The sequence below is a fragment of the Streptomyces sp. AK02-01A genome, assembly GCF_033795305.1.
Taxonomy (GTDB): domain Bacteria; phylum Actinomycetota; class Actinomycetes; order Streptomycetales; family Streptomycetaceae; genus Streptomyces.
This window is the reverse complement of record NZ_JARBAE010000001.1, coordinates 22006-41415: the sequence shown is the minus strand read 5'-3', so window position 1 is coordinate 41415 and position 19410 is coordinate 22006. Positions and strand designations below refer to the sequence as shown.

General features: G+C 70.8%; 11 protein-coding genes. 8 read left to right on the top strand and 3 right to left on the bottom strand.

Going from position 1 to position 19410, the window contains the following annotated elements; translation table 11 throughout:
- Window positions 1-491 precede the first annotated feature (491 nt).
- The 5 genes from PV679_RS00150 (at window position 492) to PV679_RS00130 (ending at window position 10039) form a co-directional block, all read left to right on the top strand.
- Window positions 492-3884 (top strand): FtsK/SpoIIIE domain-containing protein, encoded by a 3393-nt coding sequence (locus PV679_RS00150; RefSeq protein WP_319678488.1) that lies wholly within the window; start codon window positions 492-494, stop codon window positions 3882-3884.
- Between the two features lie 193 nt (window positions 3885-4077).
- The gene (locus tag PV679_RS00145) at window positions 4078-5475 is read left to right on the top strand and encodes an ABC transporter substrate-binding protein (protein WP_319678087.1); all 1398 of its coding nucleotides are present in this window, start codon (window positions 4078-4080) and stop codon (window positions 5473-5475) included.
- A gap of 4 nt (window positions 5476-5479) precedes the next feature.
- On the top strand, window positions 5480-6826 hold the full coding sequence (locus tag PV679_RS00140; protein ID WP_319678086.1) for a sugar ABC transporter permease: 1347 nt from the start codon (window positions 5480-5482) through the stop codon (window positions 6824-6826).
- Window positions 6823-7704 (top strand): carbohydrate ABC transporter permease, encoded by an 882-nt coding sequence (locus PV679_RS00135; protein WP_319678085.1) that lies wholly within the window; start codon window positions 6823-6825, stop codon window positions 7702-7704. The genes PV679_RS00140 and PV679_RS00135 overlap by 4 nt, the downstream gene beginning before the upstream one ends.
- A gap of 145 nt (window positions 7705-7849) precedes the next feature.
- Window positions 7850-10039 carry a bifunctional glycosyltransferase family 2 protein/CDP-glycerol:glycerophosphate glycerophosphotransferase gene (locus PV679_RS00130; RefSeq protein ID WP_319678084.1) on the top strand — a complete coding sequence of 730 codons (2190 nt, stop codon included), beginning with the start codon at window positions 7850-7852 and terminating at the stop codon, window positions 10037-10039.
- Between the two features lie 42 nt (window positions 10040-10081).
- Here PV679_RS00130 and PV679_RS00125 read toward each other — a convergent pair whose 3' ends face one another.
- Window positions 10082-10690, bottom strand: coding sequence for a TetR/AcrR family transcriptional regulator (locus PV679_RS00125; RefSeq protein ID WP_319678083.1), 609 nt, complete (start codon window positions 10688-10690; stop codon window positions 10082-10084).
- 144 nt (window positions 10691-10834) lie between these two features.
- Here PV679_RS00125 and PV679_RS00120 point away from each other — a divergent pair, with 144 nt between their 5' ends.
- Both PV679_RS00120 and PV679_RS00115 read left to right on the top strand, forming a co-directional pair.
- Window positions 10835-11797, top strand: coding sequence for an ABC transporter permease (locus PV679_RS00120; protein ID WP_416069621.1), 963 nt, complete (start codon window positions 10835-10837; stop codon window positions 11795-11797).
- Window positions 11790-12560 carry an ABC transporter ATP-binding protein gene (locus tag PV679_RS00115; protein ID WP_319678082.1) on the top strand — a complete coding sequence of 257 codons (771 nt, stop codon included), beginning with the start codon at window positions 11790-11792 and terminating at the stop codon, window positions 12558-12560. The genes PV679_RS00120 and PV679_RS00115 overlap by 8 nt, the downstream gene beginning before the upstream one ends.
- Window positions 12561-12683: 123 nt before the next feature.
- Here the strand turns inward: PV679_RS00115 and PV679_RS00110 are convergent, their stop codons facing one another.
- Entirely contained in the window at window positions 12684-17681 is a 4998-nt protein-coding gene (locus tag PV679_RS00110) for an NAD-glutamate dehydrogenase (RefSeq protein ID WP_319678081.1), read from the bottom strand.
- A gap of 442 nt (window positions 17682-18123) precedes the next feature.
- Between PV679_RS00110 and PV679_RS00105 the strand changes: the two genes are divergently transcribed.
- On the top strand, window positions 18124-18690 hold the full coding sequence (locus PV679_RS00105; RefSeq protein WP_319678080.1) for a DJ-1/PfpI family protein: 567 nt from the start codon (window positions 18124-18126) through the stop codon (window positions 18688-18690).
- A 31-nt stretch (window positions 18691-18721) separates the two neighbouring features.
- Here PV679_RS00105 and PV679_RS00100 read toward each other — a convergent pair whose 3' ends face one another.
- The gene (locus PV679_RS00100) at window positions 18722-19393 is read right to left on the bottom strand and encodes an HAD family hydrolase (protein WP_319678079.1); all 672 of its coding nucleotides are present in this window, start codon (window positions 19391-19393) and stop codon (window positions 18722-18724) included.
- Window positions 19394-19410: the final 17 nt, after the last annotated feature.

The following is a 19410-nucleotide window of genomic DNA, read 5'->3' as shown; positions in this document are numbered from 1 at the left end:
CCCTGCTGGTCGGTTTCTCCTGAAGATCCCGGGCCCGCCGGGTGATGGTCCGGCCCGCCGGGTTTCCGACCAACTGTAGACCGGCCGTGGACCGGCCGAACGGATCACCGGGCGGTCATCTTCCGCTCCCACCGCGGCGTGGTTCGGAAGGAACCGGTAAGGAACCAGTTCGGAAGAAGGACGTCCGCGTCCCGCCGGCGGTTGCCGGACGGCGCCGCCGGAGACCGTACCGACGGCCCCAAGTCACCTGGAAGTAGTACCCAATCGGGCATTTTTAGGCGCACAGCCGACCATTCAAGATCACTTCTCGCTGGCCCCCGGGCGTGTTGTCGGTGGCAGGTGCGAGGATGCCCCCAGCACGCGAGGTGTGGAGTGGGGAATCGCACCGCCCGTGCCGACCTGTACCGGACGACGCGTCCGTGTGTGGTGGGGGGCGTCGCAGGGCAGTTCCCCCGCCGGGCACCGCGCGCATGAAGGGACCGCTGACGGCGATGCAGATCCGGCTGACCGTCCTCGCGCCGCGCAGCGGCCATGGCGCCGGGCGCGTGTGCGACGTGCTCGTCACCGCTCCGCCCGGGACGGCGCTGGCCGCCGTCGCGTCGGGCCTCGCCACCGCCGTCTCCGGCTCCGACGCCTCGGGCTCCGTCGTCCTGTACGCCGGCCGGGAGCGGCTCGACGCGCAGCGCTGCGCCCTGGGCGAACCGCCGCTGATCGACGGTGCGGTGCTCTCCCTCCAGGTGCCGGGCGAGGACGACGCTCCGGCCGAGGACGCGCCGGCGCGGCTCCAGGTGGTCGCGGGACCTGACGCGGGCGGTGTCCATCTGCTGCACGGCGGGCAGATCAGGATCGGCCGCTCGGCCGAGGCGGATGTGCCGCTGGACGACCCGGACGTCTCGCGGCTGCACTGCGCGGTGACGGTCACCGAGGACGGCCGGGTCTCGGTCGCGGACCTCGGCTCGACGAACGGCACGGTGCTGGACGGCGTCCCGGTCGGCGAGCGGCCGGTCCCGCTGCTCCCCGGCGCGCTGCTGCGGCTCGGTGAGTCCGCGCTGCGGCTCACCGTGGGCGACCGGGCTCCGGCGCTGCCGACGGCTCCGGACGGCGAGGGCCATCTGCGGATCGGCAGGCCCGGCGCGGCACCGCTCCCGTATCCGGCCGAGACCGGCGCCCAGCACCGGGAGGCGGCGGATCCCGCGACGGGCGCGGGCGGCTCAGGACACGGCCCGGCCGGACCGCGGTACGCACGCGAGCCCGCTCCGACGCACGGCGGTTCGGCCTCCGGCGCCCGTGGTGCCGTCGACGCGGAGAGCCGGGCGGCCCAGGGCCCGCGGACGCCGGGGCTCCAGTACGGCAGCAGCACCCCGGGCAGTCCGCCACGGGTGCCGGATCCGCGCGCCGCCGACACGCACTACGGCGTCCGCGGGTCCGCGGCGGGCTCCTTGGACAGCGGCGGCGGGACGCACAGCAGGGCCACCGCGCCCGGCCCGGCGGACGAGGCCCAGCCGCACACGGGCGGCGGACCGGCCGACGACGGCGCACAGCCGCACAGCAGGACCTCCGGCTCGCACCGGCAGGAGACAGCCGCCCGCGAGAGCGAGCCGCTGGACGCGGCCGGCCGGCGCCGCGGCATAGGAGCCTGGGCTCGGCGGCTCGCCGGAGGCCGTGGCGAGGACGTCCCGGAGGCCGTCGCCGGCGCGCCGGGTCCCGCCGGGACGGGACGCGCCGCCCGCCCGGAGACCTGGCCCGATCCGGCCGAGGTGCTGCTGACCGCGCTCGGTCCCGGTCCCAGGCTGTGGGAGCGCGACAACCGCCACGCGGAGACGCTCGTCGTCCGGCTGGGCACGGCGGACCGGCCGGCCTCCGACGAGGCGGGACCGCTGCCGTGCGCGCCGGTCACCGTCGCGCTGCGCGAGGCTGGTTCGCTGGGGCTGGCCGGTCCCAGGGAGCGGCTGACCGGTCTGGCGAGATCGGTCGTCGCCCAGCTCGCCGCGCTGCACTCGCCCGCCGATCTGGAGATCGTGCTGATCAGCTCGGACCGGGCGAGAAGCCTGGAGCAGCGCAGACAGGACTGGGGCTGGCTCGGCTGGCTGCCGCAGGTGCGGCCGGCCCATGGCCAGGACTGCCGGCTGCTGCTGGCGTACGACCGGGAGCAGTCCGCCGCCAGGACCGCCGAGCTGACCCGCAGGCTGGACGACGGGCCGCTGGGCCCGGGCTGGGCCTCGGCCGGTGCGGGGCTGGTCGCGGAGGCCGCCGCACACCACCCGGGGCCGTACACCGTGGTGATCGTCGACGGCGATCCCGGTACGGCCGCGCTGCGTGAGACGACCGCGCGGCTGGCCGCCGCCGGCGCCGCCGCCGGCATCCATCTGCTCTGTCTCGCCGAGACCCCGGCCGCCTCCGCGCTGTCCCCGGTCGCGGCGACGTACGAGGCGGCGTGCGCCGCGTCGCTGCCATTCCGCGAGTGCGGCGCGGTCGCGCTGCTGAGCGGCGATGTCGCCACCGCGCTGCGGCTGCTGCGGACGGCGGTGGGACAGCCCTCCGGGCATGGCACGGTCGCCGTCGTGGACGCGGTCTCGGCCGCCTGGGCGGAGCGTTTCGGACGGGCGCTGGCGCCGCTGCGCACGGCGGCCGGGAGCAGCCCGGGGCGGCCCGTCACCGCGTTGCCGCAATCGTCCAGGCTGCTGGACGAGTTGGGGCTGGCCCGCGCCACTCCGGCGTCCCTGATGGCCCGTTGGGCGTCGGCGGCCGACCGCACCGGACACTGCACGGCGGTCCTCGGCGCCGGGCCGCGTGGCCCGATGAGCGTCGATCTGACGGACGAGGGACCGCATCTGCTGATCGAGGGACCCGCGGGCAGCGGCCGTACGGAGCTGCTCCGGTCCGTCGCCGCCTCGCTGGCGGCCGCGGTGCGGCCCGACGCGCTGGGACTGCTGCTGGTCGACGGCGCCGGCGGCGAGCGCGGTGAAGGGCTGTCCGTGTGTACGGAACTGCCGCATGTCACCGAGCATTTGATCGCTTCCGACCCGGTCAGGATGCGGGAGTTCGCGCAGGCGCTGGGCGCGGAGCTGAAGCGGCGGGCCGAGTTCCTGGGACGGCTGGACTTCACCGAGTGGCACAGCCGGCAGGAGGTGTCGGAGCGGATGATCGGCCAGCGCACGGCGAGCGCCGCGGAGCAACGGGCGGGCCGGCGCGGCGAGTCGCGCACCGACCAGCTCCGTAACGATCACCTCCGCGGCGAGGGACTCGGCGGTGACCAGCCGGGCGGGCGGCGGGCCGGGCAGCTCGGCGAGGCGGAGACGCCCGCCGGCGGCACGCTCCGGCTCCGTGCCACCGCCGCCCGTACCGGAGCCGCGGCGCTGCCTCGCCTCGTCGTCCTCGTGGACGACTTCGACGCCCTGGTGGCGCCCGCGCTCGGCAGCCCCGGGCGGCCCGCGGCCGGTTCCGTCGTACGGGCGCTGGAGGCGGTGGCCCGGGAGGGCGAGCGCCTGGGCGTGCATCTCGTGGCGACCTCGGCCCGGCCCGACCGCACGGTCGACACGGAGCTGGCGCAGGCCGCGCGGCTGCGGGTGGTGCTGGACGCGCCGCCCGTCGCTCCCGCTCCGGACGATCCGGCTCCCGGCCGGGGGCGGCTGGGTCATCCGGACGGCCGGGTCACGCCGTTCCAGGGCGGCCGGGTGACGGGCCGTATTCCGCGTACGGCGACCCTGCGGCCCACGGTGGTGCCGCTGGAGTGGGAGCGGATGGGTGATCCGCCCGCCCGCCGTCCGGTCCGGGAGCTCGGCAACGGCCCGACGGATCTGGCGCTGCTCGCCAGCGCGCTGGAGCGGGCCGCGCGTTCGGTCGACGCCGTACCGGTCGCACCGCTGACGCCTGCTCACCCCTGAAGGTCCTTTACGTCCGTCGCGCCACGTCACGAGGCCATCACGATCGACGAGTTGACACCTGGCGCGGTATTGCGGCCTCCGGTCACGCGGCGTAGGACTGTGCGCACGGGACGACAGCGACGCCGCCACGTCACGGCGGCGACGCCGTGCCGCATGCGTAGATCCGTACGCACACGGGAGAGACGGGGCAGTGATGCGCACAACTCGCAAAAATCGTGGGGTTCTTGATGTCCGCCGGACGGCGCTCGGCACGCGCAGGGCGGCCGTGGCCATCGTCGCCGCCGGAGCCGTGGCACTCACCGGCTGCGGTGGCGACTCGGACGACGGCAAGGGCTCGGACACCACGGCGAGCAAGGAGCCCGCGGCCGGTGTCCAACTGCCCAAGCTGAACGGCGAGAAGATCGAGGTCGCGGCCGTCTGGACCGGTCCAGAGCAGGAGAACTTCACCAAGGTCCTCACGGAGTTCGAGAAGCGCACCGGAGCGACGGTCACCTTCGTCCCCGCGCAGGACCCGATCGTCAACTTCCTCGGGACGAAGATCGCCGGTGGCAGTCCGCCGGATGTGGCGATGCTTCCGCAGGTCGGCGCGATCCAGCAGGCCGTCGAGAAGAAGTGGGCCAAGCCGGCCGGAGCCGAGGCCAAGGCCCAGCTCGCGAAGAACTACGGCAAGGGCTGGCAGGACCTCGGAGCGGTGGACGGCACGCAGTACGGCGTGTATTTCAAGGCGGCCAACAAGTCGCTGGTCTGGTACAACAACGCCGCTTTCGAGAACGCCGGCGCCACCGTCCCGAAGACCTGGCAGGACTTCCTGACGACGGCCGAGACGATCTCGGCCTCCGGCGTCACGCCGGTCTCGGTCGGCGGCGCGGACGGCTGGACCCTCACCGACTGGTTCGAGAACATCTATCTCTCCCAGGCGGGCACGGAGAAGTACGACCAGCTCGCCCAGCACGAGATCAAGTGGACCGACGGCTCGGTCCGGGACGCGCTGACCACACTCGGCCAGCTCTTCGGCAAGCCGGCCCTGATCTCCGGCGGCGCGGACGGCGCGCTCCAGACGGAGTTCCCGGCGTCCGTCACCCAGACCTTCACCGGTGGTGACCAGCCCAAGGGAGCGATGGTCTTCGAAGGCGACTTCGTCGGTGTCAATATCGCGCAGACCGAGGCCAAGATCGGTACGGACGCCAAGGTCTTCCCGTTCCCTGCGGTCGGCAGCGACTCGCCGGTGGTGACGGGCGGCGACGCGGCCGTGGCGCTGAAGGACACCAAGGGCGCGCAGGCGCTGCTGACCTTCCTGGCGTCCGTCGACGCGGCGAAGATCTGGGCGGAGGCGGGCGGCTTCGTCTCGCCGAACAAGTCCCTGGACCCCGCCGCCTATCCGAACGACGTCCAGCGTGACATCGCCAAGGCGCTGATCGCCGCGGGCGACGACTTCCGCTTCGACATGTCGGACCAGATGCCGCAGTCGTTCGGCGGTACGCCCGGCAAGGGCGAGTGGAAGACGCTCCAGGACTTCCTGAAGAACCCGAAGGACGTCGCGGGGGCCCAGCGGGAGCTGGAGTCGGCCGCGGCCAAGGCGTACCAGAGCTGACGCGATGACGTCGGCGGCCACGGGAGGCACCGCGCCGGTGCCTCCCGTCAGGGACAAACGCAAGAGCGTGACAGGCACACGTAAACTCGTCGCGGCCGGCTTCCTGCTGCCCGCGCTGGTGCTGCTGGGCGCGCTCGTGGTCTACCCGATCGGGTTCTCGGTCTACCGGTCCTTCTTCGACAAGTCCGGTGACGGCTTCGCCGGACTCGGCAACTACGTGGAGATATTCACCGACGACACCATCCTCACCGCCGTCGAGAACAACGCGATCTGGGTGGTGGTGGCGCCCACCGTCGCCACGGCGCTCGGCCTGATCTTCGCGGTGCTCACCGAACGGGTGCGCTGGGGCACAGCCTTCAAGCTGATCGTCTTCATGCCGATGGCGATCTCGATGCTCGCCTCGGGCATCATCTTCCGGCTGGTGTACGAACAGGACCCGGAGCGTGGTGTCGCCAACGCGGTCTGGGTGGGCGTGCACGACACGTTCAACGAGTCGGCCGGCTTTCCCAAGGCCCATCCGCTGCCGGTGCATCCGCTCAGGGCCGCCGGCGGCGGCGCCTTCCTCACCAAGGAGCCGGTGCGCGCGGGCACGGAGGTCCAGCTTCCGCTGGTGGGTGTCGCGCCCGCCAAGATGCCGTCCGACGCGCGGCCGGCCAGGGCCGCGAAGACCGAGGACGGCCGGATCACCGGCACGGCCTGGCTGGACTTCACGCGAGGCGGCGGCGGCAAACCCAATGTCATCGACGCCGAGGAGCTCGGCCTCAAGGGCATCAAGGTGGAGGCGGTCAAGGGCGGCGAGGTCGTCGCCACCGCGACCGCCGGCGCCGACGGTACGTTCAGCCTGCCCGAGGCGGCCGACGGCGCGCAGCTCAGGCTCGGCGCGGCCAACTTCAGAGAGCCGTACAACGGTGTCGACTGGCTCGGCCCCTCGCTGGTCACACCGGCCATCATCGGCAGCTATCTGTGGATGTGGGCCGGGTTCGCGATGGTGCTGATCGCGGCCGGTCTGGCGAGCGTGCCGCGAGAGCTGCTGGAGGCCGCCCGGGTGGACGGCGCCAACGAGTGGCAGGTGTTCCGCCGGATCACGGTGCCGCTGCTGGCACCGGTTCTCGCGGTCGTGATGGTCACGCTGATGATCAATGTGCTGAAGATCTTCGACCTGGTCTTCATCATCGCGCCCGGTTCGTCGCAGGACGACGCGAATGTGCTGGCGCTCCAGCTCTACCGCTCGTCGTTCGGCACCGACGCGGATCTCGGCGTCGGCAGCGCCATCGCCGTACTGCTGCTTCTGCTGGTGATCCCGGTGATGCTCTTCAACGTCCGGCGCATGCGAAGGGAGACTCGCCGATGACCATGAACGACGGTGCGGTCAAGGCGGAACAGTCCCTCGCGGGCCGGATCGCGGCCCGCGCGGGCGGCGGCGCGATGCGCGTCTTCCTGATCCTGGTCGGCCTGTTCTGGCTGATGCCGACGATCGGACTGCTGTTCTCCTCACTGCGCGACTCCCAGGACATCAGCGCGAGCGGCTGGTGGCAGGTCTTCACCGCGCCCGCGCGGCTCACCACCGAGAACTACACGCGGCTCCTCGACAACGACACGATCACCAACTCACTGCTCTCCACCGTCCTGATCACCGTCCCGGCGACGGTCCTGGTCGTGGTGATCGGCTCGCTGGCCGGATACGCCTTCGCCTGGATGGACTTCCCGGGCCGCGACTGGTGGTTCCTGGTGGTCGTCGGACTGCTGGTGGTTCCGGTGCAGGTCGCGCTGGTCCCAGTGTCGAAGCTGTTCGGCGCCGTCGGCATCTTCGAGACGACCTTCGGCGTGGTCATCTTCCATGTCGCCTTCGGTCTGCCGTTCGCGATCTTCCTGTTGCGGAATTTCTTCGCGGAGATCCCGAGAGAGCTGCTGGAGGCGGCCAGGCTCGACGGGGCAGGCGAGATACGGCTGTTCACGCGGGTCGTGATGCCGCTCGGCGGTCCCGCGATCGCCTCGCTCGGCATCTTCCAGTTCCTCTGGGTCTGGAACGACATGCTGGTCGCGCTGATCTTCGCGGACTCCGAGAATCCGCCGATCACCGTGGCGCTCCAGCAGCAGGTACGGCAGTTCGGCAACAACATCGATGTCCTGGCGCCGGGCGCGTTCGTGTCGATGGTGATCCCGCTGGTGGTGTTCTTCGCCTTCCAGCGCCAGTTCGTGACGGGTGTGATGGCGGGCGCGGTCAAGTAGCGCCGGAGCGGGAGGACCGGTCGCGGCGCGGCCGGTCCTCCTCCGCCGCGCTGTCCGTCCCGTCGCGGCCTGCGCGAACGCGCCGCGGATCCCCCGTACGCCACGTCCGGCGTAACCAGGTCACTCCACCGGCCGTTCCCGGGCCATGCCCCGGTTCAGCGTCATCGTCACCGCGTACAACGTCCAGGCGTATCTGACGGACTGCCTGCGCTCGGTACTGACCCAGACCTACGACGATCTCGAACTCATCGTGGTGGACGACTGTTCGCCGGACGGCTGCGGTGCCGTCGCCGACGAATTCGCCGCCCACGAGCAGCGGGTCACCGCCGTCCATCTCCGCGAGAACTCCGGGCTCGGTCCGGCCCGCAACGCCGGACTCGCCCGGGCCACCGGCGACTACGTGGTCTTCCTCGACGGCGACGGCACCTTCGTGCCGGGCGCGCTCCAGTCGCTCGCGGACCGGCTCAAGGAGACGGGCGGCCCGGATGTCCTGGTCTACGACTTCGACCGTACGTACTGGTCGGGCGAGACCGTACGGAACACCTTCGCCGCGCCGCTCGCCGAGGACGGCCCCGCCTCCTTCCAGCTCAGCGACCGGCCGAACCTGCTGACGTACCTGATCACGGCCTCGAACAAGGCGTACCGCCGGGAGTTCGTCGAGCGCCAGGGCCTCACCTTCCCGTCCGGACACCACACGGACACCGCCTGGACCTATCCGGTGCTGATGACCGCCGAGTCGATCACCACGCTGGACCGGGTCTGTACGCACCATCAGCAGCGGCGGCCCGGTCTCTCGCCGACCGATCGCGGGCACATGGATCTCTTCGACCAGTACGACCGGGTCTTCGCCTTCGTCGACGAGCGGCCCGCGCTGGACCGCTGGCGCCCGGTGCTGCACCGGCGCATGCTCGACCACCTCGCGGCCCTCGTCGCCACGGACGGCCCGGTGTCGCGCGGCAGCCGCGCCGAGTTCTTCCGCCGGGCGCGCGCGCACCACCGCCGCTACCGCGCGCCGGGCGCCGCCGGCCGGTCCAGGAGCCGGCGCGGACACCGGCTGCTGCGGCTCGGCGCGCACCGTACACACCATGTCCTGCGGACGTCCCGTCTGCTGCGCGAGCGCTCGGGCCGGGTCGCCGCCACGCTGCTGCGGGCCGTGCGGTCCGGTGTGCTCCGGCTCCACTACGCCGTCCAGCGACGGCTTCCGGTCCGCGCCGACCACGCGGTCTTCGCGGCCTTCGGCCACCGCGGCTACACCAGCGACCCGGCCGCCATCGAGCGCAAGGTGCGTGAGCTCGCTCCGCGCCTGCGCACCGCCTGGATCAGTCACGCCGCGCATCAGCACAGCGTCCCGATCGGCACTCGTCGGCTGCGGCCCGGCACCTTCGCCTACTGGACCGCGATCGCCCGCGCCAAGTACCTCGTCAGCAACGCCGACTTCGACCGCCGGCTGGTCAAGCGCCGCCGGCAGATCCTGCTCCAGACGCACTACGGGACGCCGCTCCGGTCACCGGACATCGAGCTGCCGGACCGTCCTGAGGCGGCGGGCGACACGGACGCCGGCCGGCTGCTCGCCGACGCCGACCGGTGGGACTACTCCCTGTCGGCCAACCGCCACTCCACACTCGTCCAGGAGAAGGCCTATCCCTCGGCCGGTACGACACTGGAGTACGGCCATCCGCGCAATGACATCTTCCAGCGGGCCACGGCCGGGGATGTGGCGCGGCTGCGGCGCTCGCTGGGCATTCCGGAGGGCTTCACCGCCGTCCTGTACGCACCGGCGAACCGTGACTACCGCCACTCGCCGCACCAGCCACTCGACCTGGAGCGGGTGGTCCAGTCACTGGGTCCGCGCTTCGTCCTGCTGAGCCGGGCCCGTCACGCGTACGGGACGCAGGTGCCGTATCCGCCCCATCCGCGCGTCCTCGATGTGTCCGGTCATCCGTCCACCGAGACTCTCTGTCTGGCCTCCGACGCTCTGATCACGGACTTCTCGTCGCTGATGTTCGACTACGCCAATCTGGACCGGCCGATCGTCGTCCACTGCGACGACCAGGAGGCGGCCGAGGCGGCCCAGGGCACCTACTTCGATCTGCGGTCCTGTCCGCCGGGCCCGGTCACGCACACCCAGGAGGAACTGATCGACACCTTCGCGCTGGGCCACTGGCGCGGCTCGCGCTCCGCCCGGCTGCGGACGGCGTTCCGGGCGCGCTTCTGTCCGTACGACGACGGGCGGGCGGCGGAGCGTGTCGTACGCCATGTGTTCCTCGGCGAGCAGGGCGGTGTGCCGCTGCCGCTGCCGCAGGAGGAACGCAGCCCGGCGCCGCCGGCTCCCTGAGCACCGCCGCGGGTGTCCGTCGCGGCGGCCGTGGCCGGACGGTCAGCCGTGGCTCAGCGCGGCGACCGCCGAGGCGGCCAGCTCGTCGAGATAGCCCTTGGGCAGTGCGCCGCGCACGACGACCAGCCGCCAGTAGAGCGGTCCGATGATCAGGTCCAGCGCGCGGTCGGGATCCGTGCCCTCGGGCAGCTCGCCGCGCTGGACCGCCTCGCGGACGATCACGGCCGCGATGCCCTGCTGTCCGTCCAGCAGGGCCGCCTTGATCGCTTCGGAGATTTCCGGATTGCGGGCCGACTCCACCAGCAGATCCGGGATGACCTGCGAGGCCACCGGATGGCGCAGGGCGTGCGAGGCCACTTCGAGCAGGGCGCGGACATCGCCGTACAGCGAACCGGTGGCGGGAGCGGGCAGTCCCTGCGCGGCAAACGCGGACAGCAGGTCGAGGACGAGCGCCAGCTTGGACTTCCAGCGCCGGTAGACGGCGGTCTTGCCGACTCCGGCCCGGCGCGCGATGCCCTCGATGGACATCCGTGCGAAGCCGACCGCGGCCAGCTCCTCGAAGACGGCGGCGCGAATGGCGTCGGTCACGTCCTCCCGGAGCACCGCGGCTCCGGCGGGAACGCGGCGTGAGGTGCGCGGGTCCGTGGTCATCGGCAGCCAGCATAGCGTCACGGCGGCGTGGCGACGAGACGGTTGCGTTGCGACGTGGAACCACCCTACTCTCGTCGTTGCGACGATACGGACCCGTTCCGTCGTCAGTGCTGTCCCGGCGCACTCTCCGAAGAGGACATCTCCGTGAGCCAGACGATCACACCCGCCGCTCAGCAGGCGGCGCCCGCACCGGCACCTGCTACGCCGGGTCCGGACGGGAACACCGGCCAGGACCGGGAGACCGGCCTGAGCGCTCTCGCCGCCCGGCACGGCCTGACCGTGAGCGGAGCCCGCCCAGGACTGCTCGAATATGTCCGCCGGCTCTGGTCACGACGGCACTTCATCACCGCCTTCGCGACCGCCCGGCTGACCGCTCAGTACAGCCAGGCGAAGCTCGGCCAGATCTGGCAGATCATGACTCCGCTGCTCAACGCGACGGTCTATTACTTCATCTTCGGCGTCCTGCTGCGCACCAAGGACGGCGTCCCGGACTTCGTCCCGTTCCTGGTGACGGGCGTCTTCATCTGGACCTTCACCTCCAGCTCCGTCACCGCCGGCACCCGCGCGATCTCCGGCAACCTCGGTCTCGTACGGGCCCTGCACTTCCCGCGCGCCGCGCTGCCGATCGCACTCGCTCTCCAGCAGCTCCAGCAACTGCTCTTCTCCATGGGCGCGCTGGCCGTGATCCTGGTCTGTTTCGGCCAGTACCCCGGCGTGAGCTGGCTGCTGGCGGTGCCGGCGCTGACGCTCCAGGCGCTGTTCAGCACCGGACTCTCGATGATCGTGGCGAGACTGGCCGCCAAGACGCCGGACATCGCCCAGCTCACTCCGTTCATCCTGCGTACCTGGATGTATATGTCCGGCGTGATGTGGAGCGTCGACAAGGTGGTCTCCGGCGACCGGCTGCCGCGTTTCGTGGCGGTGGCCCTGGAGTGCAATCCGGCGGCCGTCTACATCGACCTGATGCGTTTCGCGCTCATCGACAGTTTCACCGCCGACCGGCTCCCGCCGCATGTCTGGGCCGTCGCGCTCGGCTGGGCGGTGCTCGTCGGCGCCGGTGGATTCCTGTTCTTCTGGAAGGCCGAGGAGGAGTACGGACGTGGCTGAGCCGATCCCCACCGTCGTCGTCGACGGTGTCCACATCACCTACAAGGTCCATGGCACGCGCGGCGGCAAGGGCAGCGCCACCTCCGCGCTGAGCAGGATCGTCTCGCGGCGGGCGGCGCCCGGAGTACGCGAGGTGCACGCCGTGAAGGGCGTCAGTTTCGCCGCGTACAAGGGCGAGGCGATCGGACTCATCGGCTCCAATGGATCCGGCAAGTCGACGCTGCTCAAGGCGATCGCCGGACTGCTGCCTGTCGGCCAGGGCAAGATCTTCACCCGGGGACAGCCCTCGCTCCTCGGGGTCAACGCGGCGCTGATGAGCGATCTGACCGGCGAGCGCAATGTCATTCTCGGCGGACTCGCCATGGGCATGTCACGCGAGCAGGTCCGCAGCCGGTACGACGGCATCGTGGAATTCTCCGGGATCAACGAGAAGGGCGACTTCATCTCGCTGCCGATGCGGACGTACTCCTCGGGCATGGGCGCCAGGCTGAGGTTCTCGATCGCCGCCGCCAAGAGCCATGACGTCCTGCTGATCGACGAGGCGCTGTCCACCGGCGACGCGAAGTTCCAGCGGCGCAGCCGGGAACGCATCGCGGAGCTGCGCGAGGAGGCCGGCACGGTCTTCCTCGTCAGCCACAGCGACAAGACCATCACCGAGACCTGCGACCGCGCGCTCTGGCTGGAGTCGGGGACGCTGCGGATGGACGGTCCGGCGGCGGAGGTCGTCGCGGCGTACGACGCGTTCACCCACAAGAAGAAGTAGGGACGGCGCTCCGCACGGCCGGCAACGCGGAGAAGCAGCACGGAAAGTGGCGCCCGGCGGTGAGCCGGGCGCCACTTCGGTCCGTCGCGGCGGTCAGCGATCGGCCGCCCGCACGGACCGCCGTCAGCTGTGCGTGCGCAGCAGCGTCCGCATGGTCCGCATCGCGACCGACAGATTCGCCAGGTCGAAGGCGTCCGAGCCCTGGATCTCCTCCAGCGTGGAGCGCGACCGGCTGAGGATCGCGCCGTTCTTCTGCTCCCACGCCTCGAAGCGTTCCTCGGGCGTCGAACTGCCGTTGCCGACGGACAGGACGTCCGCGGTCAGGCCCGCGTGCGCCGCGTACAGATCCTCGCGGATGGAGGCGCGGGCCATGGACTGCCAGCGGTCGGCCCGCGGCAGCTCCAGGATCCGGTCCATGAGCTGGGTGATCCGCAGCCGGTCGCCGAGGTCGTAGTACACCTCGGCGACGGACAGCGGGTCCTGGCCCGTACGGTCCGCGGTCGCCACGATGTCCAGCGTCGGGAAGGCGGACGAGAAGCCGGCGACCCGCAGAGCGAGCTCCTCCGGCACGCCGGCCTCCGTCAGCTCGTCCAGGATGCGCCGGTACCAGGCCAGCTCCGAGCCGCGCAGCATGGTGGGAAGCTGCGCCCAGACCCGCTCCACACCGGCCGCGAAGAACGCGATGGTCCCGGCGATCTCCAGTGGCTGCGGCCGGTTGCCCAGCAGCCAGCGGGTACCGCGCTCGACCAGCCGGCGCGAGTGCAGCCGGATCCGGGTCTGGACGGCGGCATCGACCTTGTTGTCCAGCGCCTCGACGGCGTCCCAGACGGCATTCAGACCGAAGATCTCGCGGGCCGCGGTCTGCGCCCGCACGATCTCCTCGACCGAGGCGCCGGTCTCCTCGCGCAGCCGGTGCAGGAAGGTCGAACCGCCGGTGTTCACCGTGTCGTTGACCAGCACCGTCGTAATGATCTCGCGGCGCAGCGCGTGCGCGTCGATCTGCTCGGCGAACTGCTCCCGCAGCGGTTCGGGGAAGTACGCGTGCAGCAGCTTGCGCAGATACGGATCGTCCGGCAGAGCGGTGTGGATCAGCTCGTCCGCCACCGTGATCTTGGTGTAGGCGAGCAGCACCGCGACCTCGGGCTGGGAGAGGCCCTTGCCGGCACTGAGCAGTTCGCGGATCTGCCGGTCGGTCGGCAGGAACTCCAGCGCGCGGTCGAGGTCTCCGTCCCGCACCAGACGGCGCAGGAACCGCTGGTGGGCGTGGAGCAGTGAGGGCGACTGGGCTCCGGCGTTGGCGAGCGCGGTGTTCTGCGCGTAGTTGTTGCGCAGCACCAGCGCGCCGACCTCGTCGGTCATCGCGGCGAGCAGCTTGTTGCGCTGCTTGACGGTCATGTCGCCGTCCGAGACCAGGCCGTTGAGCAGGACCTTGATGTTCACCTCGTGGTCGGAGGTGTCCACGCCCGCGCTGTTGTCGATGGCGTCGGTGTTGACCTTGCCGCCCTCGCCACCGGCGCCGCGCCGGGCGAACTCGATACGGCCGAGCTGGGTCAGACCCAGGTTTCCGCCTTCGCCGACGACCTTGGCCCGCAGGTCCTCGCCGTTGACGCGGATCGCGTCGTTGGCCTTGTCGCCGACGTCCGCGTTCGACTCGGTGGACGCCTTGACATAGGTGCCGATGCCGCCGTTCCACAGCAGGTCCACCGGGGCACCGAGGATCGCCTTCATCAGCTCGGCCGGCGTCAGCTTGGTGACACCGGGCGCGATTCCGAGAGCCTCGCGGACATGTGTGTTGACGGGGATGGACTTGGCGGTACGCGGATGGATCCCGCCGCCCGCCGACAGCAGCCGCTTGTCGTAGTCGGCCCAGGAGGAGCGCGGCAGCTCGAACAGGCGGCGGCGCTCTGCGTACGAGGTGGCCGCGTCCGGGTGCGGGTCGAGGAAGATGTGCCGGTGGTCGAAGGCCGCGACCAGCCGGATGTGCTCGGAGAGCAGCATGCCGTTGCCGAAGACGTCACCGGACATGTCGCCGACACCGACGACCGTGAAGTCCTGGGCCTGGGTGTTGTGGCCGAGTTCGCGGAAGTGCCGCTCGACGGACTCCCAGGCGCCGCGGGCCGTGATGCCCATGCCCTTGTGGTCGTAGCCCGCGCTGCCGCCGGAGGCGAAGGCGTCGCCCAGCCAGAAGTTGTAGGCGACCGCGACCTCGTTGGCGATGTCGGAGAAGCTCGCGGTGCCCTTGTCGGCGGCGACGACCAGATAGGTGTCGTCCTCGTCGTGGCGCACCACATCGGCGGGCGGGACGACCTCGCCGCCGACCAGGTTGTCCGTGATGTCGAGCAGCGCCGAGATGAAGATCTTGTACGAGGCGATGCCCTCGGCGAGCCAGGCGTCCCGGTCCGCGGCCGGATCCGGAAGCTGCTTGGCGACGAAGCCGCCCTTGGCACCGACCGGCACGATCACGGTGTTCTTCACCATCTGCGCCTTGACCAGGCCGAGGATCTCCGTACGGAAGTCCTCACGCCGGTCGGACCAGCGCAGCCCGCCGCGCGCGACCTTGCCGAAGCGCAGATGCACGCCCTCGACGCGCGGCGAGTAGACCCAGATCTCGTACGCGGGACGCGGCGCGGGCAGGTCCGGGATGGCCTGCGGGTCGAACTTCATCGACACATAGCTGTGCGGTCTGACGCCGGTCGTCGGGCCGTTGGCCACGCCGGCGCTCTGGAAGAAGTTCGTCCGGAGGGTGGCCTTGATGAGGGTGAGGAAGGACCTGAGGATCCGGTCCTCGTCGAGGCTCGCGACCTGGTCGAGGGCGCCGTCCAGCTCCTCCAGCAGACCGTCCGTCAGCTCCGTGCCGGCGCTCTGGCGGTCCGGCGACATCCGGGCCTCGAAGAGGGAGACCAGCAGCCGGGTGGTGTGGACGTTTGTACGGAGGGTGGCCTCCATGTAGTCCTGGCTGAAGGTCGATCCCGACTGGCGCAGGTACTTCGCGTACGCGCGCAGCACCATCGCCTGCCGCCAGTTCAGACCGGCCCGCAGGACCAGGGAGTTGAAGCCGTCGTTCTCCGCGGCGCCGGTCCAGACGGCGGCGAAGGCGTCCTGGAAGCGCTCTCGGGCGTCGTCGGCGAGATAGTCGCCGTCCGCGCCGCCGAGCGGCATGCGCAGACCGAAGTCGTAGATCCAGGCGTGCGTGCGGTCGGCGCAGCGCAGCTCGTACGGACGCTCGTCGACCACCTCGACACCGAGCCGCTGGAGGACGGGGAGCACGGCGGAGAGGGAGACCTGCTCGCCGGAGCGGTAGATCTTGAAGCGCCGCTCGCCGGGACCCGCGCCGACCGGCTCGTACAGGGAGAGCGAGAAATCCTTTCCGGCGGTGCTGAGCGCCTCCAGATGGACCAGGTCCGCGACGGCCGCGCGCGGGTTGTGGTCGGCCTTGTAGCCCTCGGGGAAGGCGTTGCCGTAATGGCGCAGCAGCCCGGCGGCGCGCTCCTCGCCACACTCGGCGTTCAGCGCCTCACCGAAGGCGTCGGCCCAGGAGCGGGCGGCCTCGACGAGCCGGGCCTCGATCCGGTCCACGTCCTCGTCGGTGAGCTCGGCCAGCTCGGTGCCCGACGGGACCCGCACGACGAAGTGGATGCGGGAGAGAATCGATTCTGTGTTCCAGGCCGTGAAGTCGACGCTCGATCCGCCGAGCTCTTCCCTGAGGATGTCGATCAGCCGCAGCCGGACACCGGTGGTGTAGCGGTCGCGCGGCAGATAGACGAGCGCGGAGTAGTAGCGGCCGTACTCGTCCTGGCGGAGATAGAGCCGCAGCCGCCGGCGCTCCTGGAGGTACAGCACGCTGGTGGCGATCGAGCGGAGCTGGTCGATGGGCGTCTGGAACAGCTCGTCGCGCGGGTAGGTCTCCAGGATCTGCAGCAGATCGCGGCCGTCGTGGCTGTTGGGCGAGAAGCCCGCGCCGTTCAGGACCTCGGCGACCTTGCGGCGGATCACCGGGACCCGGCGTACGGACTCGGTGTACGCGGCCGAGGAGAAGAGCCCCAGGAAGCGCCGCTCTCCGACGACATTGCCCTTGTCGTCGAACTTCTTCACGCCGACATAGTCGAGATAGCTGGGCCGGTGGACGGTGGAGCGGCTGTTGGCCTTGGTGAGGACGAGCAGCTTGTGCTCACGGGCCTTGGCGCGGGCGTCGGCGGTCAGCCGGCTGAAGGAGGGACTGACCGGATGGTCGTCGTCCTCACTGTGCTTCGGGTCGGAGCGCAGGACGCCCAGGCCGGTGCCGGGCACGGCGCACAGCGAGTCGCTGTCCGTGAGCTGATACTCGCGGTAGCCGAGAAACGTGAAGTGGTCGGCGGCGAGCCAGCGCAGCAGCTCGCGTGCCTCTTCGCGTTCCTGGGTGGTCAGGTCGTCGGCGGTCGGCTCGCTGGGCAGTTCCTCGGCGATGCGCAGCGCGCGGTCGCGCATCTTCTCCCAGTCCTCCACCGTCTCGCGGACGTCGGACAGGACGCGCCGCAGGTGGGAGGTGATCTGCTGGAGATCTTCGCGGTCGGTCTCGCGGTCGATCTCGACATGGATCCAGGACTCGGTGAGCGCGTCGTGCGGCCGGTCCGCGGCGCCTTCGGGCAGCACCTCGATCAGCTTGCCGGTGAGATCACGCCGCACGACGATCTGCGGATGGATCACCGCGTGGATACCGCGGCTCTGGCGGGACAGCTCATTGGTGACGGAGTCGACCAGGAAGGGCATGTCGTCGGTGACGACCTCGACCACGGAGTGGCTGGACGTCCAGCCGTTCTCCTCCACGGTCGGAGTGTGGACGCGTACGTTGGCCGTCCCCTGGGGACGGTTCGCGGCCAGCCGGTAGTGGGAGAGCGACGCGCCGACGACATCGACCGGATCGCGGTCGGCCAGGTCCTCGGCAGCCGTGTGGAGGTAGTAGCGCTGGAGGTACGCCAGAAGAGTGTCCCGGTCCGGACGCTCCTCTCGGCCGGTCCCGGCCGAGGCCTCGTCCTTGCGGGGACTGGCCCCGAGCCCCCCGGTTCCTCCCGCCGGGCTGTTCTCAGCGACCCGGGCCGCCTGTTCGAGCAGCTCGGCCTTGGCTTCGTCCAGCTTGGTCTGCATGTCCTCTGGCTCCTGTCGCGCGCCGTTGCGTGACGTAGGTGAAGGAAGCGGTACAACGCCACGACGCGAGGTTTCCGGTCGGGATCGACGTTATGCCGCGATGAGAGATGTCCGGGGCGTTATCGGCCAATTTTGACGGTCCGACCGGACAGTGAGGATCATCGGTCGCCCGGGCGCTGTGGCGCTCCGGGCGCAGGCCGGGGGCTTCGCTGCCCCCACGGCATATCGCGCTGATCACCGCCCAAGGCTATCGCCCTCCACCGGGGAGCCGTCATGAGCCGTATGTGTACAAAAGCGGGGGCTCAAGTTTGACACTCTGGACAGCGACAGAGAGCCCGCTCCGACACTCATGGCAGACACGGCCTCGCCGGGGCACGCCGACCGGGACGACACTGGTCGACAGGTGGACAGATCGATACGTCTTTCTTTCCCGGGAGCAGTCATGGCAGCCAAGGTTCTGATCGTCACCGGCGACGCCGCCGAATCCCTCGAAGTCCTCTACCCGTACCAGCGCCTGCTTGAGGAGGGATACGAGGTCGACATCGCCGCTCCTAGCCGCAAAAAGCTCCAGTTCGTGGTCCATGACGTCGAGCCCGGCTTCGACACGTACACCGAGAAGCCCGGTTATACGTGTCCCGCCGATCTGGCCTTCTCCGAGGTCGACCCGAACCAGTACGTCGCCGTGGTCATCCCGGGCGGACGCGCTCCCGAGTATCTGCGGGGCGACCCGGAACTCCGCAAGATCATCAAGTCCTTCTTCGACGGAGACAAACCGGTCGCCCAGATCTGTCACGGCCCCTTGCTCACGGCAGCGATCGGCGAACTCGCCGGACGCCGGGTCACCGCCTATCCGGCCCTGGAACTCGACATGCAGTCGGCGGGCGCCACCTTCCACGACGCGGAGGTGGTGGTGGACGGCACCCTCGTCTCCTCCCGTGGCTGGCCGGACCACCCGGCCTGGATGCGCGAATTCCTGACGGTGCTGCGGGCGAAGGCGCCGGTGATCTGAGCGCGCGTGCCGCGGCCGGCCGCCGTGCCGATCAGGGCGTCAGGCTCTGCGCCAGGCCGACCGCTTCCGCGAGGGTGTCGACCACCGGGACGCCCACCGCCTCCAGGCTGGCCCGGCTGTGCGAGCCACCGGTGTACAGCACGGCGCGCGCCCCGACGTGCGCCGCCGCCACCGCGTCGTCGACCGCGTCACCGATCACCACCGTGTGCTCGGCGGATATCGCGCCCACCGAGGCCAGCGCGGCCAGATGCCGCTCCATGTGCAGCGCCTTGCTGCCGCCGGACGGCCCCGTGCGCCCGTCGACCCGGATGAAGTGGCTCTCGATGCCGTAACCGCGCACGACCGGCACCAGCTCCTCGTGCCCGTACATGCTCAGCAGCGACTGGCTGCGGCCCGCGAGCTGCCACTGCGCCAGCAGCTCCTTGACGCCTTCGGTCAGCCCGCACGCCAGGCGCCGCTCCGTGTAGTGCCGGTGGAAGGACGCGTCCATGACGGCCCACTCCGAGTCGCTCGGCAGGCGGCCCATCAGCCGCTCGTAGAAGACCGGGATCGGCACGCAGTACAGCTCGCGGTACCGCTCCAGCGTGACCGGCTCAAGACCGATCTCGGCGAAGGCCGCGTTCGTCGCGCCGATGACCGCCTCGATGTCGTCGAGGATGGTGCCGTTCCAGTCCCAGACCAGATGCATGTTCTGCTTCCCCATGGAAAAACACGGTACCG